At 39.2% G+C, this 18,002-nt stretch carries 15 protein-coding genes and 1 tRNA gene; 8 read left to right on the top strand and 8 right to left on the bottom strand.

The window, feature by feature from the left end:
• Positions 1-44: 44 nt before the first annotated feature.
• Positions 45-836 carry a TIGR03943 family putative permease subunit gene (locus tag NMG86_RS15065; protein ID WP_087882190.1) on the bottom strand — a complete coding sequence of 264 codons (792 nt, stop codon included), beginning with the start codon at positions 834-836 and terminating at the stop codon, positions 45-47.
• Between the two features lie 27 nt (positions 837-863).
• Positions 864-1,958, bottom strand: a complete 1,095-nt coding sequence (locus NMG86_RS15060; RefSeq protein ID WP_026797969.1) for a permease — start codon at positions 1,956-1,958, stop codon at positions 864-866.
• 380 nt (positions 1,959-2,338) lie between these two features.
• On the opposite strand from NMG86_RS15060, the gene acsF reads away from it, so the two are divergent.
• On the top strand, positions 2,339-3,415 hold the full coding sequence (gene acsF / locus NMG86_RS15055) for a magnesium-protoporphyrin IX monomethyl ester (oxidative) cyclase (RefSeq protein WP_026786282.1): 1,077 nt from the start codon (positions 2,339-2,341) through the stop codon (positions 3,413-3,415).
• A 95-nt stretch (positions 3,416-3,510) separates the two neighbouring features.
• On the opposite strand, the gene NMG86_RS15050 is transcribed toward acsF, so the two are convergent.
• Positions 3,511-5,013 carry a CHAT domain-containing protein gene (locus tag NMG86_RS15050; protein ID WP_237747620.1) on the bottom strand — a complete coding sequence of 501 codons (1,503 nt, stop codon included), beginning with the start codon at positions 5,011-5,013 and terminating at the stop codon, positions 3,511-3,513.
• Between the two features lie 199 nt (positions 5,014-5,212).
• On the opposite strand from NMG86_RS15050, the gene tatC reads away from it, so the two are divergent.
• Complete coding sequence (tatC, locus tag NMG86_RS15045) at positions 5,213-6,184, top strand: twin-arginine translocase subunit TatC (protein ID WP_173401002.1); 972 nt, start codon at positions 5,213-5,215, stop codon at positions 6,182-6,184.
• Positions 6,185-6,250: 66 nt separating this feature from the next.
• Here the strand turns inward: tatC and NMG86_RS15040 are convergent, their stop codons facing one another.
• On the bottom strand, positions 6,251-7,615 hold the full coding sequence (locus NMG86_RS15040) for a hypothetical protein (protein WP_026786284.1): 1,365 nt from the start codon (positions 7,613-7,615) through the stop codon (positions 6,251-6,253).
• Positions 7,616-7,968: 353 nt separating this feature from the next.
• Here NMG86_RS15040 and NMG86_RS15035 point away from each other — a divergent pair, with 353 nt between their 5' ends.
• Positions 7,969-8,850, top strand: a complete 882-nt coding sequence (locus NMG86_RS15035) for an NAD(P)-dependent oxidoreductase (RefSeq protein ID WP_043936940.1) — start codon at positions 7,969-7,971, stop codon at positions 8,848-8,850.
• Positions 8,851-8,955: 105 nt separating this feature from the next.
• On the opposite strand, the gene NMG86_RS15030 is transcribed toward NMG86_RS15035, so the two are convergent.
• Positions 8,956-9,369 carry an NUDIX hydrolase gene (locus NMG86_RS15030; protein ID WP_043936941.1) on the bottom strand — a complete coding sequence of 138 codons (414 nt, stop codon included), beginning with the start codon at positions 9,367-9,369 and terminating at the stop codon, positions 8,956-8,958.
• 190 nt (positions 9,370-9,559) lie between these two features.
• Between NMG86_RS15030 and NMG86_RS15025 the strand changes: the two genes are divergently transcribed.
• Positions 9,560-9,631, top strand: a tRNA-Gln gene (locus NMG86_RS15025).
• A 238-nt stretch (positions 9,632-9,869) separates the two neighbouring features.
• Here NMG86_RS15025 and NMG86_RS15020 read toward each other — a convergent pair.
• Both NMG86_RS15020 and NMG86_RS15015 read right to left on the bottom strand, forming a co-directional pair.
• On the bottom strand, positions 9,870-10,547 hold the full coding sequence (locus NMG86_RS15020; RefSeq protein WP_026786286.1) for a lecithin retinol acyltransferase family protein: 678 nt from the start codon (positions 10,545-10,547) through the stop codon (positions 9,870-9,872).
• Positions 10,548-10,583: 36 nt separating this feature from the next.
• A complete protein-coding gene (locus NMG86_RS15015) occupies positions 10,584-12,503 on the bottom strand; it encodes a putative bifunctional diguanylate cyclase/phosphodiesterase (RefSeq protein WP_052338745.1) in 1,920 nt (639 codons plus the stop codon).
• 141 nt (positions 12,504-12,644) lie between these two features.
• Here NMG86_RS15015 and mutS point away from each other — a divergent pair, with 141 nt between their 5' ends.
• The 3 genes from mutS to NMG86_RS15000 all read left to right on the top strand — a co-directional run bounded on the left by mutS (position 12,645) and on the right by NMG86_RS15000 (position 17,018).
• Positions 12,645-15,308 (top strand): DNA mismatch repair protein MutS, encoded by a 2,664-nt coding sequence (gene mutS / locus NMG86_RS15010; RefSeq protein WP_026797967.1) that lies wholly within the window; start codon positions 12,645-12,647, stop codon positions 15,306-15,308.
• 191 nt (positions 15,309-15,499) lie between these two features.
• Positions 15,500-16,309 (top strand): MotA/TolQ/ExbB proton channel family protein, encoded by an 810-nt coding sequence (locus NMG86_RS15005; RefSeq protein WP_071783090.1) that lies wholly within the window; start codon positions 15,500-15,502, stop codon positions 16,307-16,309.
• A 67-nt stretch (positions 16,310-16,376) separates the two neighbouring features.
• Entirely contained in the window at positions 16,377-17,018 is a 642-nt protein-coding gene (locus NMG86_RS15000) for an ExbD/TolR family protein (RefSeq protein WP_026797966.1), read from the top strand.
• A 34-nt stretch (positions 17,019-17,052) separates the two neighbouring features.
• Here the strand turns inward: NMG86_RS15000 and ruvA are convergent, their stop codons facing one another.
• A complete protein-coding gene (gene ruvA / locus NMG86_RS14995) occupies positions 17,053-17,685 on the bottom strand; it encodes a Holliday junction branch migration protein RuvA (protein WP_026797965.1) in 633 nt (210 codons plus the stop codon).
• 75 nt (positions 17,686-17,760) lie between these two features.
• Here ruvA and NMG86_RS14990 point away from each other — a divergent pair, with 75 nt between their 5' ends.
• Complete coding sequence (locus NMG86_RS14990; protein ID WP_026786290.1) at positions 17,761-17,952, top strand: hypothetical protein; 192 nt, start codon at positions 17,761-17,763, stop codon at positions 17,950-17,952.
• The last annotated feature ends 50 nt before the right edge of the window (positions 17,953-18,002 follow it).

Here is an 18,002-nt window from a genome sequence, read left to right as displayed (position 1 = left end):
ATGTCAAGATTGAGTATAATCAGCCCTAAAGGGCTTACTACGGTTTAATAATCGTAGGGATTTTTGGGGGGGAGAATAGCTTTAACTGTTTGGGCTTTTAAGGTTAATTTCCGTTCGTTATTAAAGGTTTCTGTAAACATTATACCTTCAATTTCTAACCAAGTATCTTGAGGATATAACTCTCGTGATTTTCCTTCGGGAAGTAAAACTGGAATCCCCACAGGATAAGCGTCTGCTGCACAACAGGTAAGAATAAATCTCCCTAACCAAATATAATTTTTAGGTAAATCTGGAGGATGGATCACAAACCCGGTAATTTTTGCCTTTTGACCTGTATAAGCATCGGGTTCAGGATTAACATTGAGTAATCTAACCCATTCAATTAAAGAGCGATTTTCCGGTTGAATTGCGGTTCTAAACTTCTGGGGTTGAGCGCGAGTTATGGGTAAAGACTCAGTTAAACCCCGTTTTAATGCCGTTTGTGCCCCGAACATTTGGGGGGTAATTAATAATCCTAAACAGGCAGTAATGATTAATAATAAGCTCCCCATACCCCTTGGAAACAAGGTAATATGTTGTACCGAAGGCAAAGAACCTACGGAACTTTCTTGAATAATTTGTCTAGCCTTTAATCCTCCTAAAACCAGTAGTGTAATTCCCGCTATGATCGACAAACTAAAATAGTTGGGATGGATAAGAATATAAAGTTTGCCCGTGATCCAATATTTTAATAATAAAATCCCCCAAATGAACAGGGCAACTACATCTAACCAAGGGTTTTCTAACAAGAGTGAAAATCGATTGTAGAAGCGTGTTAGTCGTTGAGTCAGGTGCATCATTGTGGGTCAGATTCCAAAGTCAAATTAACTAAAATTTAAGTTGACAATTAGGGTAAACAAAAAGGTTAACTGAAAGGCAAGAATCACTAGATAAAAAACTGCCCGAGCCTTAAAAACCGATAGCATCAATCCAATGGTTTTAATATCGATCATCGGCCCAAATACCAAAAAGGCTAACAGCGATCCACTGGTAAATGCGGAGGAAAAAGACAGGGCAAAAAAGGAATCAACGGTGGAACAAATGGAAACAACTCCCGCTAATAATAACATCGCCAGAATCGACGTCACGGGACTTTGACCTAAATTTAGAATAAATTCCCGGGGAACTGCGACTTGGATCACAGCAGCGATAAAACTTCCTAAGACTAATACTCCCCCTAACTCTCGAAATTCCTGCACCATATTTTCCAACATTGAACCCCAACGCTCTGGAGTCGGGGTCAGAAATATTGTTTTCCAAGGGGGAAGGGAAGGTTTAACACCAACAGATGCTTTTTTACGGGTTTTCAGCAGGTTTTGAGTTTTCCAGGCGGGAAGGGACTCTAGGCGAGTGGGTTGCGCCGACTCCCCTAAAAAATAGGTTCCCGACTGGAGTAAGGGAGAAACCAATATATCCGAGGGTGGGGGTTCAGTTAGATCAGCAATGGGTAAAGCCCTGGCGATCACGGGTTGAACTAGGGGTCTTAAATCCTTCTGGACACCAAATAAACAGCCTAAAGTTGTAGCAATGGTTAAAGAAAATAAAACCCGTAAAACCACGATTTCTGGCTGATCTCGGAAGGCGACCCAGGTTGACCAGATTACAATCGGATTAATAGTGGGGGCGGCAAATAAAAACCCAATGGCCACAGATGAGGGAACTCCCTGCAAAATTAAGCGCCGGGCTACCGGAACGTTCCCACATTCACACACCGGAAACAGAAACCCAACCAAACTACCCGCAAACGCCCCTAACAGGGGATTAGAAGGAATATAAGACAAAAGTTTCCGTTCATCGACAAACCACAACAGCACACTGGAAAGCAAAACCCCTAACATTAGAAAGGGGATCGCTTCTACCAGCAAACTGAGAAATAGGGTAAAACCACTACTAAATTGATGGATGAATGTTGCTTGCATCCGTTACCTATAGGAAGGACAAAACAATTCTGAGATCCAGGGGATCATTGAAACCATGGGAGTTGAGCGATTGGGTGACGATGGATTCCCTATTCAACTTAGCAGATGTTAGGCCTCGATTGCCAGAAGGAAGTGAAAATACGGGTATCGGATATAACTTGAATCAACCGATCACGGTCAATTGTCAAGTAATTCCTGATTTTGTTGCAATTCTTAATGCAAATAACCTCTTTTTTGGGTATAGAGGTTGCTAGACTGTATTGCATGGCAATTTTAAGCTAATTCAAAATTAAGCCTAACCTCAAGCGGGGTGACGGGCGAAATGTCCCGTGAACTCCTAACTTTAAGACACAACGCGATAAGAAAGAGATCCAACAGACATGGTAGATTCCCTGAAAAAACCCGCTTTTGACGAAATCCGACCTGGGGTAAAAAGCCCAGCGAAAGAAACCATTCTCACTCCTCGTTTCTATACGACGGATTTTGAGGAAATGGAGAAAATGGACATCTCCGTCAATGAGGAAGAACTCTTAGCCATTTTGGAAGAGTTTCGTGTAGACTACAACCGCCATCACTTTGTCCGAGATGCACAATTTGACCAATCATGGGATCATATTGATGGAGATACCCGTGGTTTGTTCATCGAATTTTTAGAGCGTTCCTGCACCGCCGAATTTTCAGGTTTCCTGCTCTATAAAGAACTCAGCCGTCGTCTCAAGGGAAAAAGCCCGGTTTTGGCAGAGTGTTTTGAATTGATGTCTCGCGATGAAGCTCGTCATGCGGGTTTTCTGAATAAAGCGATGTCGGATTTTAACCTCTCCTTAGACTTAGGATTTTTGACCAAAAACCATCAATATACGTTTTTTAAACCGAAATTTATTTTTTACGCCACCTATTTGTCAGAAAAAATTGGGTATTGGCGCTATATCACGATTTATCGGCATTTAGAAGCGAATCCTGAAAACCGGATTTACCCGATTTTCCGCTTCTTTGAAAATTGGTGTCAGGATGAAAACCGTCATGGCGATTTCTTTGATGCCATCATGCAATCTCAACCCCAAATGCTGAATGATTGGAAGGCGAAACTCTGGTGTCGTTTCTTCTTATTATCTGTATTTGCAACAATGTATTTAAACGATTTACAACGGGCGGACTTCTACGCTTGTTTAGGTTTAAATGCCCGGGATTATGATATTCACGTCATTGAAAAAACCAATCAAACCGCAGGTCGTGTTTTCCCTGTGATGCTGGATGTAAATAATCCTGAGTTCTATAACCGGTTAGATGTTTGTGTGAAGAATAACCAACAGTTGACGGCGATCGCGAATTCTGGTAGTCCTAAATTCGTGCAATTCTTCCAAAAACTGCCCTATTATCTGTCTAACGGATGGCAATTAATTAGCCTGTACTTCATGAAACCGATTGATCTTACCGCATCTCAAGGTGCTGTTTATTAATAGGTAGTTTCACAATCTAAATTAAGCTGGAGGGGTTTCTGTGTTTATGGAACCTCTTTTTTTGACCGGATCTCAACTGAACTCAATTATCAACTCTACCAAGGACTACCAATTAATGTAAATGCTGCCCAATAATAGGGATGGGAAAGATTGTCGTTTCCCTGTGCGGCAATTTCAGGCGGTAAGGTCAGTTCACCCCGGGATGATAATAATTCTCCCCGTTGTAAACGGATATTCCCTTTTAACATTTGAATTTGAGTTTGTTGCAAGGCTTGGGCTTTAGTAGAAGCGGTTTTTAACTGTTGATAAAACTCGCTCATTAAGGCTAAAGTTCCCGTGTCACTCACATACCATAAACTCGCTAAAGCTGTTTTTACCCCCGACTGAAAGGCTAATCCCGCAAATCCTAATTCCGCCCCCTCATCTCCAACTGCGGTTTTACAAGCACTTAAAACTAATAATTCAATCTGAGGATTTTTCCAATTAAACTGACCCATTTGATCTAATTTTAGCTGCTCATTCCAAAATTGAATATAGGAATTTCCGGGTGTTCCAGGTTTAAATTCCGCATGGGTCGCCAGATGAACAATTCTATAGGGACTGAAGGATAATAAACGTCTTAAATTATCTACAGTAAACCCTTGATTGAGAAAAGATTGTCCTTGCCACTGTCCTGAATTTTCCTGATTTCCCATCGGAAAGATTACCCCATTCATTCCGTTGGAGTTGACAATTGTAGATAACTCAAAAGGAACCGCAGGTAAGGGATTTTGATTCTTAAATTCCGAGGCTCCCATAGCTAAAACTAGAGCATCTTTTACACTTTCATAATTGAGATTCATCAAATTAAAAGCTGGAATTCGAGTTAAGGCATATTTTTCAATTAAAAAACGTTCTCCATCATGTAAAACCGCTAGGGGAAGCGTTCTTAATCCATTACCCAAACAGAACAAAATTGTCTGAATATTTTCTGCTTTTAATTGGGCTTCAACGGGCCTAATAATTACATCATAAAGTCGTTGAGCCGATGCCAAATAAGACTGATTTTGTAAATTTCGAGGATTGGTTATTTCTTGAAATAAATTAATCGCTTCAGCTTTTAAGGTTTCGGTTTGCACATTGGGTTGAATTAAACCTAAAGGTTCTTTTCCGGGGGTAATTAAGGCTAATACTAATCCTTGAGGTTCAGGAACGACCCAGAGAACCGCGTGTTTAGTTTGGGTTTTTTGGCTAATTTCTGTTAAAATTTTGGCAATATCAGAAGCCTGAAGTTTACTATCGGTTAGATTTCGACCAAAATAGGTTTCATAGTCCAACTCCCATTTTTTTTCCATCGTGGTAATCGGATTATTTCCGTTAATACTGCGAATGATTTGTTGTTGGGAAGTGGGAACAGTTTCGGTGAGAACTGGACGACCAAAAGATAATTTCTCCCCATGAACTAGACTCGACCCCCAGAGTCCAATCACAACCAGAATGAATAAAAATATTGGCAGGGTTCGGCGCATCAGTTGATTAACCCGGGGATTCGTGAAACCAGAACCCAGATATTTTAAAATATCTAAAAATAGCAGACAATAACGTTGTATTATTTTCATAGATTCAAGATGAAAAAATAATTGGAGGAAATTAATATCAATCTTTGTTTATCTCGGTTTCCGTCTGGTGGTTGTCTAATCTAAGGTCTAAATCTTGAAGTAGAATAGATGTTGGCTAAACATTGATGATTAGTTTTCAAAAATCCCGTCCCTTGAGACTGGGTAGTTTCTAACCCTAGTTTAACGCTTACTGATAATTATGACACCTGCTTCAAATTCGGAGACACCGGAATCTAACTCCAACTTAAACCCCGTTTTACCGGAAAATCCCGAACAAAATTCTCCCTCTCCTATCTCTAATCTTGATGATATTTCTCAGGATATTGACTTATCGACTGAATTAGGAGAAGAAAAGGAAAATCAGTTATCTTCTGAAAGCCAAATCCCTCAACCTGAGTTTTATCTTCCTGTGAGTCAAACTACAACCGATGAAGGTGATGAAATTCCCGATGAAGTTGAGATGGGTTTTTTCGACCATTTAGAGGAATTAAGACAACGAATTTTTTATGTTTTGATTGCGGTATTTATTGCGATTATTGGTTGCTTTGCTTTTGTTAATCCGATTGTACAATTATTACAACGTCCCGCATCGGGGATTAAATTTGTTCAACTTGCCCCCGGAGAATATTTCTTTGTTTCCTTAAAAGTAGCGGGTTATAGTGGGTTGGTCGTCGCAACTCCGTTTATTTTATATCAAATTACTATGTTTGTTTTACCCGGATTAACCCGGAAAGAACGCCGTTTATTAGTCCCTACTTTATTGGGTTCGAGTGTATTGTTTTTATTGGGTTTAGGCTTTGCTTATATTGCCTTAATTCCAGCAGCATTGAACTTTTTTGTCAGTTATGGGGCGGATGTAGTTGAACAATTCTTTTCCATTGAAAAATATTTTGAATTTGTTTTAGTCTTATTATTTTGTACCGGAATAGCCTTTCAAATTCCTGTGATTCAAGCCATATTAGGCGGATTAAAAATTGTATCTTCTGAGAAAATGTTATCCGCTTGGAGATACGTTATTTTAGGTGGAGCCGTATTAGGAGCAGTATTAACCCCATCAACTGACCCCCTCACCCAAAGTTTATTAGCCGGGGCTATATTAGGGCTTTATTTTGGCGGAATTGGCATTGTCAAAATGATTGAAAATACCTCAAAACCTTCTCAAAACCAATAAAAAATAAAGCCCCATTACCCAAAACCCATTACCCAAAACCCAAAACCCATTATTCCCTGTTCCCTCTTACAAAGATTGACAAAGAGAAGCTTTTCGAGAGTCAAATAACTGAACAATTCCATCGGTGACAGCTTTTTTAACATCCGCGTCAAAACCCCCCAAAAATTCTTCATGACTAATTTTATTCTGAAAAAATTCCTGAGCGCGGTTGCGTTGATGAATAATTTCATCAAACCCTAAACACTTAACCATATAAGTTGTTAATGGGGAATTTTTAATATCATAGGATGAACTTTGGGTGCGTCCTTCATCTAATAACGTTAAAACCAGTTTTTCTAAGTCCGTTGTCGGTTGGTGTGGTTTGGGAATTAGGGGCAGAAAATCTACTAAAGAAACCGCAGAAAATCCTTCCGATGGCATTTCACCCATTAAAGTTGAAACCGGAATCACTCGCCCAAATCGTAAGGATAAAGCTTCTAAAAACGCAATAGTAAATAATTTACTGACCAAATAAAGCCGCCCCACCTCAATATTTTTTCTCGCCATTACGACTAGATTATTATAGGTAGCATCATCGGGATATTCTCTAAATTGATGAAAAATAATTTCGGGTTTAATAAAATTCATAAACCCTTCCATTTTTTGCAAAGCTGTCCGATATTGATTAATGGTATAGGAACTAGAATTTTTGAGATAATGATTTGTTTCTGGTAATAAATTCCAGGTATTATCTAAAAATTTTGCTGCACTTTCATGGGCAAAACTTCCCACATCTCGATTAGAAAGTCTAATCGAACGTTTAATGGTTTCGATTAACTCATCATCGGTTAATTTTAAATTAAACCGTTCACAAACATCCTTTAATCGTCCATATAAAATATCACTATTACTGCCTAATTCTGTTTTGGTTCTAAAGGGAATAGTCGCTTCAATACAGGCTACTACTTGTACTAATAATTCTAAAGATAACAAATCTTCTAAGACTTTACCAGCGACTAATGCACTCAAAAACTCATTCTGTCCCGTCATCGGAGACAGGGTTTGACCTGGAACAAAATCAAATATTTGTCTGACCATTTCAAAACTTTGATCTTCGGGTAATTCCTGAGCCTCACGGATGACTAAATGTTCCCCCACCTGTCGAACAAAGGGTACAATATAATAGGTTAAATTAAAATTAACACTCTGATCCACCTGTACATAGACAACATCATGAAACAAGGCGGCTAAAACTTCAATTGGGTCATCTTCCCCCCCCACCTCAAAAATATGATTGGGGGTGTGAAAATAGCGCCAAGGCCCGGTCATGGTTTGTACAATCAGTTCTGCTATTTTAGGCATTTCTGTATAATCCATCTCAATATTGAGCTTCTGCATCGCCCAGATTAGCTTAGACAAGCACTGTTGGTTGTAATCGGTGTTCATAGCCATTTTTACCAATAAACCTTATATACTGAACGTAAATTATTGATATCTTATTATGGCTTTAGTTTTATGGGGAGTAGTTGGTTGACCCCATCAATTTAGATTTAAACCTAGTAATCGCTCCTGGGGAGTTGAAAATGAGCAAAATTTCAATTATGGTATTCTAATCTATTTTGGCTATCCCAAAGACTGATCCAGAAAACCTGACGGTTAAGTCTTTTCCTTCGGTGTTGCCTGTTGCCGTGAGCCTGTTGCCTGTTCCCTATTCCCGGCTCTAAGGGCTTGGTCAAATTTTCCGCACCTATTCTCTAGGATTAATGGCACAAGCCCATAGCAAATTATACTCATAAAATAAAATAATGAAAACAGCATTTTTAGGTTTAGGAGTCATGGGCGGTTTCATGGGTGCCAACCTCGCAGTATCAGGATATTCTGTTCAGGCTTGGAATCGAACGAGCGATCGCCCGGGTGTTAAAATAGCATCTGAAGCGGGTGCTAATATTGTTTCTTCTATTCAAGAAGCCGTTACAGATGTTGATCTTATTTTTACCTGTGTTGGGGATATTCCCGACGTGGAAGCCGTTATATTAGGCGAAAAAGGCATAATTAATTTTGCCAAACCTGGGGCAATTGTGATTGATTTTAGTACCATTGGTTCAGAAGCCGCCCGTCGCATTGCTCAACAGCTTGAACCCCATCAAATTAAATTCTTAGATGCTCCAGTTTCTGGGGGTGATATTGGAGCCAAAAACGGTACATTAACCATTATGGTTGGAGGAGATCAAAACACCTTTGAAACTGCCAAACCCCTATTAGAAACCATGGGAAAAACAATTCGTTATTGTGGAAAAGTGGGGAGTGGTCAAGCCGTCAAATTATGTAATCAAGTTTTAGCTTCTTTAAATATGGTGGGCATTTGTGAAGCCCTATTATTAGCCGAAAAACAAGGAATTGATCCAAATTTAGTGGTGGAAATTTGTAGTACCGGAGCCGCCGGGTCTTGGGCTTTATCAAATTTAGGATTAAAAGTTGCTAATAGCGATTTTGAACCGGGCTTTATGATTAAGCATATCCTCAAAGACCTCAGAATTGTTCAAGAAACTCTCAATTGTGATCCCGCTTTACCTGGTACTAAATTAGCTGATTATCTATTTAAAATCGTCCAAAAATTAGACCAAGGATTAGGAGAAAGTCAAGGGACACAAGCAATGATTCGAGCCTATAAAGAAGCCGATAATTAAATGTGATTTGACTTATAAAATTGAATCTTTCGATGGAAGAATTAGTTGAATTATAGTTTTATTAACTCCCTAATTATGGGGCATAATTAACTGTAAAGGATAAACTTATACCTGGGTTAATACTTCGGAAATAATTGATTTTACAAATTTAGTTCTTAAGGGTAAATCTTCTAATTCCTTTAAGGTAAACCATTTCGCGCCTAAACTTTCCTGATCCGGTTGGCTTTTTGGCGGGGTATGGTCTTCGGGACGAGCTAGAAAAAACACGCCTAAACGGGACTGTCCGTTGATGTGGGGAACGTGCTGAATCTTTAAAATCCCTTCTAGGATAATGGGAATTCCGGCTTCTTCCAGGGTTTCTCGTTTGGCAGCCGCGACAAAAGTTTCTCCAGGTTCGACCCGTCCCCCCGGAAAGCACCAAGGGCGGTTTCCTATGACTTCCTGAATCAATAAAAAGCGGTTGTCAGAACGCACAACAACCACCACAAACAACTTTGTTGGGATCAGATTAACGGACATAGACGATAACAGTTTGAAGTCGATTCTCTTTATTCTGGCTTCCCTCGAAACCCAATTTCAAGGTGAAAATGGCTAAAAGCTCTATTTTATAAGGGTTTTAGAGAATTATGTAAAAATGTTATCAATTTTTTGGTAAAAACCCTTGACAAATCCCGGGTAGGTGATGCTATTATTAGTAACTGTGAAGCAATGGGGCGTCGCCAAGTGGTAAGGCATCGGGTTTTGGTCCCGACATCCAGAGGTTCGAATCCTTTCGCCCCAGTTATAAACATTACCCATTAACGATCATATATTTAAGATGATTAACACAGATTAAAATCCGCATCACGGATTAAACGGATTACGCAGATTAACACAGATTAAAATCCGCATCACGGATTAAACGGATTACGCAGATTAACACAGATTAAAATCCGCATCACGGATTAAACGGATTACGCAGATTAACACAGATTAAAATCCGTGAAATCCGTGAAATCCTCTTAAATCAGTGATCCCCATTACCCATTATCCGCTTGATTTTTTAACAAATTTTGAGTCATCGTTGCTAACTTTTCCAAATTTTCTTCTAATTCTGTTGCTCGTTTTTTGGAATTTAGTTTTCGCTTAATGGCTTCTTTTGCTAAATCTTCTCGATTTCGTTTTAAGGCTTCCATCGCCACTTGATGCCAAGAATTCATTTCATCTAGGGCTTTTTTATACTGAGGATGAACGTCATCCCAAGCGACGCGAATTTCCCCTAATGCTTGATTTAAAAGTCGTTTAGCATCTTGGGGTTGACTACCCATAAACGCTTGTTTGAGAGGCTCAGATAAGGTATCAATATTAATATGACGGAGAAGGGGAATAAAATTCTCAACTTGTTGACTTTTACTCTCCCCAGTTATGCACCAAGTCGCAAAATGTTCACAATTATTAAACAGTAAATTATATTGTTTTTCCCCCAAGCGACTTTGGGCGCGGTTAATAACCGTATCTGCTATATAACGAATGGGATACTGTCGAATATAAATCTTTTGACCCCTGGAAAAAATTTCTATAGAAGTCTGTTCAATAATTTCGCTGGGTTTGCGATAATGAATCACAGTGCCATCACCACAATCAATGCCATGATGTTCATATAAACCCTCTAGGTTCCAAAATTCCCGAAAAATATAGATTTGGTCGCCTCTTGCCATATTATTTTTAATAATTACTTCAATTACTATTTTATTTTAACGGTTTTCAGGTGAACATCTAGGACGGTTATTTGAACAGTTTTGGTTGAGAAAATCCATCACCTCTGTTGGGTTTAGGGGAGGAGAGAATAAATATCCCTGTCCAAATTCACAGCGCAGTTGTTGAAAAATTTCAACTTGCTGGGAGGTTTCAATTCCTTCAGTTACCACTTGTAAACCCAAACTATGAGCTAAATTAATAATAGTTTTAGCAATTTCAAAATCTTTATTATTAACTTCGATATTCTGGACAAAAGAGCGGTCTATTTTCAAGGTATCTACGGGCAACTTTTGTAAATAACTCAAGGAAGAATATCCCGTGCCAAAATCATCAATTAATAATCGAATTTTAAGGGTTTTTAACTGTTCTAATAATCCGGTTGACCAGGTAATATTCTCCATCAAACTGCTCTCTGTAATTTCTAATTTTAAGCTAAATGGTGGAAGTTGTAAAGAATCTAAGACCCGTTTAACTTCTTGAATTAAACTCGGATGTCGTAACTGAATTTCCGAAAGATTAACACTCACATAGAGGTCAGGAAATCGGGTTTGCCATTCTAATAAATGTTTACAGGCTTGGGATAAAACCCATTGCCCCATGGAAACAATTAATCCCGCTTTTTCGGCTAAATTAATTAACTGAACTGGAGACACAAAACCCCGGTCGGGATGATACCAACGCACTAAGGCTTCAAAACCCACCACTTTTTGAGTTTCTAGGGAAACAATTGGTTGATAATTTAAACTGAGTTGTTGACGTTCAATTGCCCGTTGTAAATCCGCTTCTAATTGCAGGTGTTCAGCTACAACTTTTGCCATACTAGGCTCATAAAATACCGTTGTTCCCCGTCCTTTTTGTTTGGCATAATACATGGCAGTATCGGCGGCTTGAAGATAATCTTCTGGACGTTGACTCTGGAGTTTATCCAAAACCACACCAATACTGGTCGCCGATGAAATAGTCACCGTATCCAACCGAAAGGGAAAGTCTAAAGCCGCATGAATACGTTCAATTTTTTCGGTTAAAATATTATAATTGCCAATATCAGTAAATAAAATTGCAAATTCATCGGTTCCCACCCGAGCAACTATATCGCGGGGGCTGACCAAGGTTTTAAGGCGCTGGGCAACGGCAATTAATAGTTGTTCTGCTAAATCATGACCAAAGGCATATTTGAGAGGCTTAAATCGATCAATATCTAAGGATAAAATGGCAAAATTATTTGAGTTTTGGGACGGATAATTAATAACAAATTGTAGGCGTTCTAATAACAAACTAAGACTGGCTAATCCGGTGAGTAAATCACTAAAAGCGTAGTTTTCTAATTCGGCTTTAGTTTGTAGCCGTTTTGTAATATCTTGAGCTAGAATTACTTCGGCAAATTTACCTTTCCATTCTAAAGTATGACCTGTTACTTCTACAGATATTAACGTGCCATCTTTTTTATGATGTTGCCATAGTCCAACTCGATTAAGTCCCATTTCAATTTTAGATAGGCTTTCTAATAGTCGCGGAATTTCTTCAGGAAGTATAATTTCTGTAATTTTCATCAAGATAAATTCTGCTTCTGAATAGCCATAATGTTCGATTGTTGCTTCATTAACCGCTAGAAATTTAAGGGTTTTTATGTCATAAACCCACATCGGTTGGGGATGGGCAAAAAATAAAGTTCGATACCGTTGTTCAGATTTCTCTAAACGACGAGTTCCTAAGCGCACAAAAAAGTAGAGAATGGTAGTCGTAATAACAACAAATGCTCCTCCTTTTATACTCTGAATCAGGGTCAAAGATTGGGGATTAGGCACGAGAAATTGCAGTATTTGATCGGATGAAAAAATCCAAATACTACTGAGAAAGGCATAAATACTAGCAACTTGACGAGCTAGGTTTTCGGATGAAATGCGATCGCGTTTCACTTTAAAAATACAGTCTGACGACTGTTGTGGACTAAGATTTGTATGAATTAAAGTCTAAACTAAAGTGCTACCTATTGGCAGAAAAGCACTAAACGCGCTAAAGTCTTAAGGATTAGTCTTGGTTTGCATCTTCAAAAAACTATGAACGTTCCCCCCAGTGCGTCCTCTGCCCCTTCAGTTCCCGACAATTCGCTTCCGCCCAATGCAGACTATCGCCTGATCGATCGGGAAAAGTTATCGGAAATGATGCACCGCTATATCGAAGTCAAAGAACAATATCCCCATGCCTTATTATTATTTCGGGTGGGGGATTTCTTTGAGTGCTTTTTTCAGGATGCTATTACCATAGCTCAAGAATTGGAATTAGTGCAAACTGCAAAACACGGAGGGAAAGAAATTGGCCGAGTTCCGATGACGGGTGTTCCCCATCATGCAGTAGAACGCTATGCTACCATGCTATTAGAAAAAGGCTATGCGGTGGCGATTTGTGATCAAGTTGAAGATGCGGAAATTGCGGCCAGGGAAAAACGCCAAGTGCGTCGAGAAATTACCCGAATTTTAACCCCCGGAACTTTGACGGATGACGGAATGCTCAAAGGTCGTAAAAATAATTATTTAGCAGCAGTTGTGATTGCTGGAGATCATTGGGGATTAGCCTATTCTGATATTTCTACGGGGGAATTTTTAACCACCCAATCCCAAAATTTAGAACAACTAACCCAAGAGTTAATGCGTCTACAACCGTCGGAAGTGTTGTTTCCTATTAATGCCCCGGATTTAGGAAAAATGTTGCGTCCAGGGGAAAAATCTAGTCAGTTACCGGACTGTTTACCGAATTGTTTTTGTTATTCCTTGCGATCGCAATTTCCCTTTAGTTTAAATGAATCCAGAAATAAAATTTTAGAACAATTTCAAATGCGTTCTTTAGAAGGATTAGGCTGTGATCATTTACCCCTAGGAGTACGAGCCGCCGGAGGATTATTAGATTATTTAGAAGATACTCAACGGCAAAATCAAGTTCCCCTACAAAGACTTCATACCTATACAATTACCGATTATTTAATCTTAGATTATCAAAGTCGCCGCAATTTAGAAATTACCCAAACCGTTCGAGATGGAACTTTACACGGTTCTTTATTATGGGCTTTAGATAAAACTAGCACCGCTATGGGAGGTCGGGCGTTGCGTCGTTGGTTATTACAACCTTTATTAGATCTGCGAGGAATTAGAGCGCGCCATGATACAATTCAAGAGTTAGTTGAAAATCATGAATTAAGGTTTCAATTGCAACAATTACTCCGGCAAATTTATGATTTAGAAAGGTTAACCGGACGGGCGGGAAATGGGACTGCAAATGCTAGGGATTTAGTTGCTTTAGCGGATTCCTTAGCTAAATTACCGGAATTATCGGTTTTAGTCAGTCGGGGTAATTCTCCCTATTTAAAATCCCTACAAACTGTTCCCCCCGTATTAGAAGAATTAGCCCATAAAATTCAATCCTATTTAGTAGAGTCTCCGCCCCCACACTTGAAAGAAGGGGGGATAATTCGTTCAGGAATGGATGAACAATTAGACTCGCTGCGGGTATTAGCAGAAGCAGATCAACAATGGTTAGCAAATTTAGAAATTAAAGAACGGGAACGCACCGGAATTTCTACTTTAAAAGTAGGTTTTAATAAAGCCTTTGGCTATTATATTAGTATTACTCGTTCTAAATTAGATCAAGCTCCCAATGATTATATTAGGAAACAAACCTTAACCAATGAAGAACGATTTATTACCCCGGAATTAAAGGAACGAGAAGCCAGAATTTTAACCGCAAAAGACGATTTAAACCAATTAGAATATGAGATTTTTCTGCGATTAAGATTAGAAGTGGGAGAACACTCAGAATTAATTAGAGATGTATCGCGGGCGGTAGCCGCAATTGATGTTTTATCTGGGTTAGCGGATATTGCGGTTTATCAAGGTTATTGTCGTCCTGAAATGGTGAATAGTCGAGAAGTTAAAATTATTGAAGGTCGCCATCCCGTAGTTGAAAAATCCTTACCTCCGGGGTTTTTTGTTCCGAATACGGCTCAGTTGGGAAGTCAAGAAGAAGGGTCAGAAACCCCAGAAATTAAACCCTATTCTCACCCTGATCTAATTATTTTAACTGGGCCGAATGCCAGTGGTAAAAGTTGTTATCTAAGACAAATTGGCTTAATTCAATTATTAGCTCAAGTGGGTAGTTTTGTTCCGGCTAAATCGGCTAAATTAGGAATTTGCGATCGCATTTTTACCCGGGTGGGCGCAGTGGATGATTTAGCCACAGGTCAATCAACCTTTATGGTAGAAATGAATGAAACCGCTAATATTTTAAATCATGCAACTCAAAAATCCTTAGTGTTATTAGATGAAATTGGGAGAGGGACGGCGACTTTTGACGGGTTATCAATTGCTTGGTCAGTAGCAGAATATTTAGCCACAGAAATTCGTTCTCGGACGATTTTTGCTACCCATTACCACGAATTAAACGAATTAGCTTCAATTATTTCTAATGTGGCTAACTATCAAGTTACAGTTAAAGAATTACCCGATAAAATTATATTTCTGCATCAAGTTCAGCCCGGAGGTGCAGATAAATCCTATGGAATTGAAGCTGGACGGTTAGCGGGTTTACCAGACGTGGTAATTCAACGGGCTAAACAAGTTATGCGTCAAATTGAAAAGCATAGTAAAATAGCGATGGGATTGAGAAAAGGAATTAAAAAACAGGATAAAAAAGATGATTCTGTAGAACAGTTAGATATTTTTGAGAATTAATTTCAAAAATCCAATTATTGATTAACTGATTAGGATTAAATAGCCATACCGGAGAATTTGAAACCAGAAACCCCTAGCGATTCACCCGGTGAGAATGGCAAAATTGAAAGGGTTTGGCTTTTTGTTCGCCAAATGCCTGTACATCTAATACAGTTGTAGGGGTGAGATTTTTAGGAGGTTGTGCGAGTTCGATGAATATTCAAGAGATTTTTGCCAAGGGTGGGCCAGCAATGTGGCCATTGCTGATCTTGTCCATTCTGTCGATGAGTGTGGTCATAGAAAGGATTTGGTTTTGGGGTACGACCCTGACCAAAGAAAAACAAATCGTTAACCGAGTCATTGACTCAGCCCGACGGGGACAATGGGGGAAAGCCCATCAAATTGCTAAACAATCTAGCAATCAACCAATGGGACGGTTTCTCTATGCACCCCTACGGTTAGAGTCTCCCGACCCCGAACTTTTTCGTTTAGCCCTAGAAGCGGGGGCGGATGAAGAATTAGCCTTTATGCGTCGGGGGGATAAAATTTTCGAGGCGGTGATTGCCATGTCCCCTCTGTTGGGACTCTTGGGAACTGTGTTAGGGTTAATTAACTCTCTGGGTTCGATTCGTTTGGGTGATATCGGGACTTCATCCTCTGCGGATGTGACCTTGGGGATTGCGGAAGCCTTAATTTCCACTGCAACGGGATTAATTGTAGCGATTATTAGTTTGGCATTTTATCGATTGTTTCAGGGATTAATGTTTGGTCAAGCCAAAATATTTCGGAAAGCGGGAAACGAATTAGAATTGATGTATCGTCAGAATTGGCCATATCCAAAATCTCAGTTACAAATTCTTGAAACCGATGAGGAAGAAGAATCAGAAGAAACAAATGAGCCACTTTTGAAATTTCCTCTAATAGATGAAGACAATAATAACTCTATTCCTGAAACAGAAAAAAGGCCTAAACCCGTAAAAAAATCTGAGTCTTTGGAGGAGGAAGAAAAAGAGGAAAAATAAATGTTTTCAACAGAAAAAGTTACTTTTTTATCCAAGAAGACTCTAAAACATTAATCCCCAAATTTTTATGAAAATTAGAACAGATTCGACCACTGATGAAGCCAGAATAGAATTAATTCCGTTAATTGATGTCGTGTTTTGTATTCTCACGTTCTTTATTTTGGCATCCCTACAATTAACTCGTCAACAGGCAATTAATGTGGATTTGCCCAAGGCGAGTACGGGGGAAACCCAAATGCAAAAAATGTTAATTGTGGGGATTGATAAATCTGGACAAACCTATATTGAACAACAACCAGTTAATCAAGATCAATTAGACCGATCTTTACTCCGATTTCGACGTTGGAATCCCAGTGGATTAATCGTACTCTATGCCCCAAGAGAAGCCCTTTATAATGATGTGATTCGGGTATTAGACCGTTTACGAGCTATTGGCGGAGAACGGGTCGCCCTGGCGACATTACCTAGTTCTCAGGAAATCAAACCCCCAATCAATCCTTCAAATCCTACATTAACGCCTCCCAATCCGACTAATCTCACCCCACCTTTTGCTCCCACAGCACCCAACTCAGGAGATATGTTGCCTCCGATTTTACCTTCTCCGGTTCCCCCGTCGGACAATACTAATCCTTTTGCTCCCCAAATTCCCCCTGCTGGAAATACTATTCCCCCTGCTGGAAATACTATTCCCCATGAGGGTAAGCTTTGAAACTTGAGTTTTGGGGAGTGTCTGTCAATAGCTTTCAAGTCCCTTGACTTAACCAAGCGATCGCATTTCTGATCCATTCATCGGAATTAGTTTGTTTCGCTAAACTAGAATCTTGACTAATAACTTGTAAAGCTTGCATCACTTCTGCTCCAGTATAACCCAAAGCCAGTAGGGTCATTTCGACTTCTTCTTGAATTTTTGGGGTAATATTGGAGGGATTAGATGAAAGCATTCCAGCTTGTTGTCGCCATTCCGATAGTTTAGTTTTGAGTTCTAGGGCGATGCGTTCTGCGGTTTTGCTTCCGACGCCTGGAGTTTTGGCTAAAACACGGGTATTACCGCCTACAATTGCTTGAATTAGATCTTGAAGTCCGAGGGTATCTAAAAGAGCGATCGCTAATTGAGTTCCGATGCCACTAACGCTAATTAATTGGCGAAACAAATCCCGTTCAGCCATATTATAAAAGCCATATAAAACAATTTGATCTTCTCGGACTTGTAAATGGGTAAAAATTTGTATCGACTCCCCAACAGCAGGTAATTCTGCTCTCATTCGAGGTAAAATTTGCACTTCATACCCAATATTATTAACATCGAGTAATAGGGTAATTCTATTTCCATTTCCCTTTTGCAGATCGGCAACGTTCCCCTTGAGATAACCCATCATATAGAAAATTAAAATAGTTGAAAGTGTTATAATTATTATACCATTATTTTCATTAATTATAAGGATATCAACATCATGGGTAAACAATCTAAACTCAAACACAAACGCCAGGATTTAAAAAATCATCCTCCCGAAATATTACCTGAAAATAATAATCAAGATCCTACTCATTTTGTAGAGACAATGGAGAAACAAGGTTATCAATTAAAAACCTTCAATTCCTGTCCAGATATTCCAAAATCAGAGGACGGAAAACCCAAAATTTAATAATTTGTTGTTGCGCTTCAGCGCTCTTTATTATTATTTGTTGTTGCGCT

The sequence above is a fragment of the Planktothrix rubescens CCAP 1459/22 genome, assembly GCA_904830895.1.
Classification (GTDB): Bacteria; Cyanobacteriota; Cyanobacteriia; order Cyanobacteriales; family Microcoleaceae; genus Planktothrix; species Planktothrix agardhii.
Note: the sequence above shows the minus strand (reverse complement) of the source record. Positions and strands in the feature narration are given on the sequence as shown.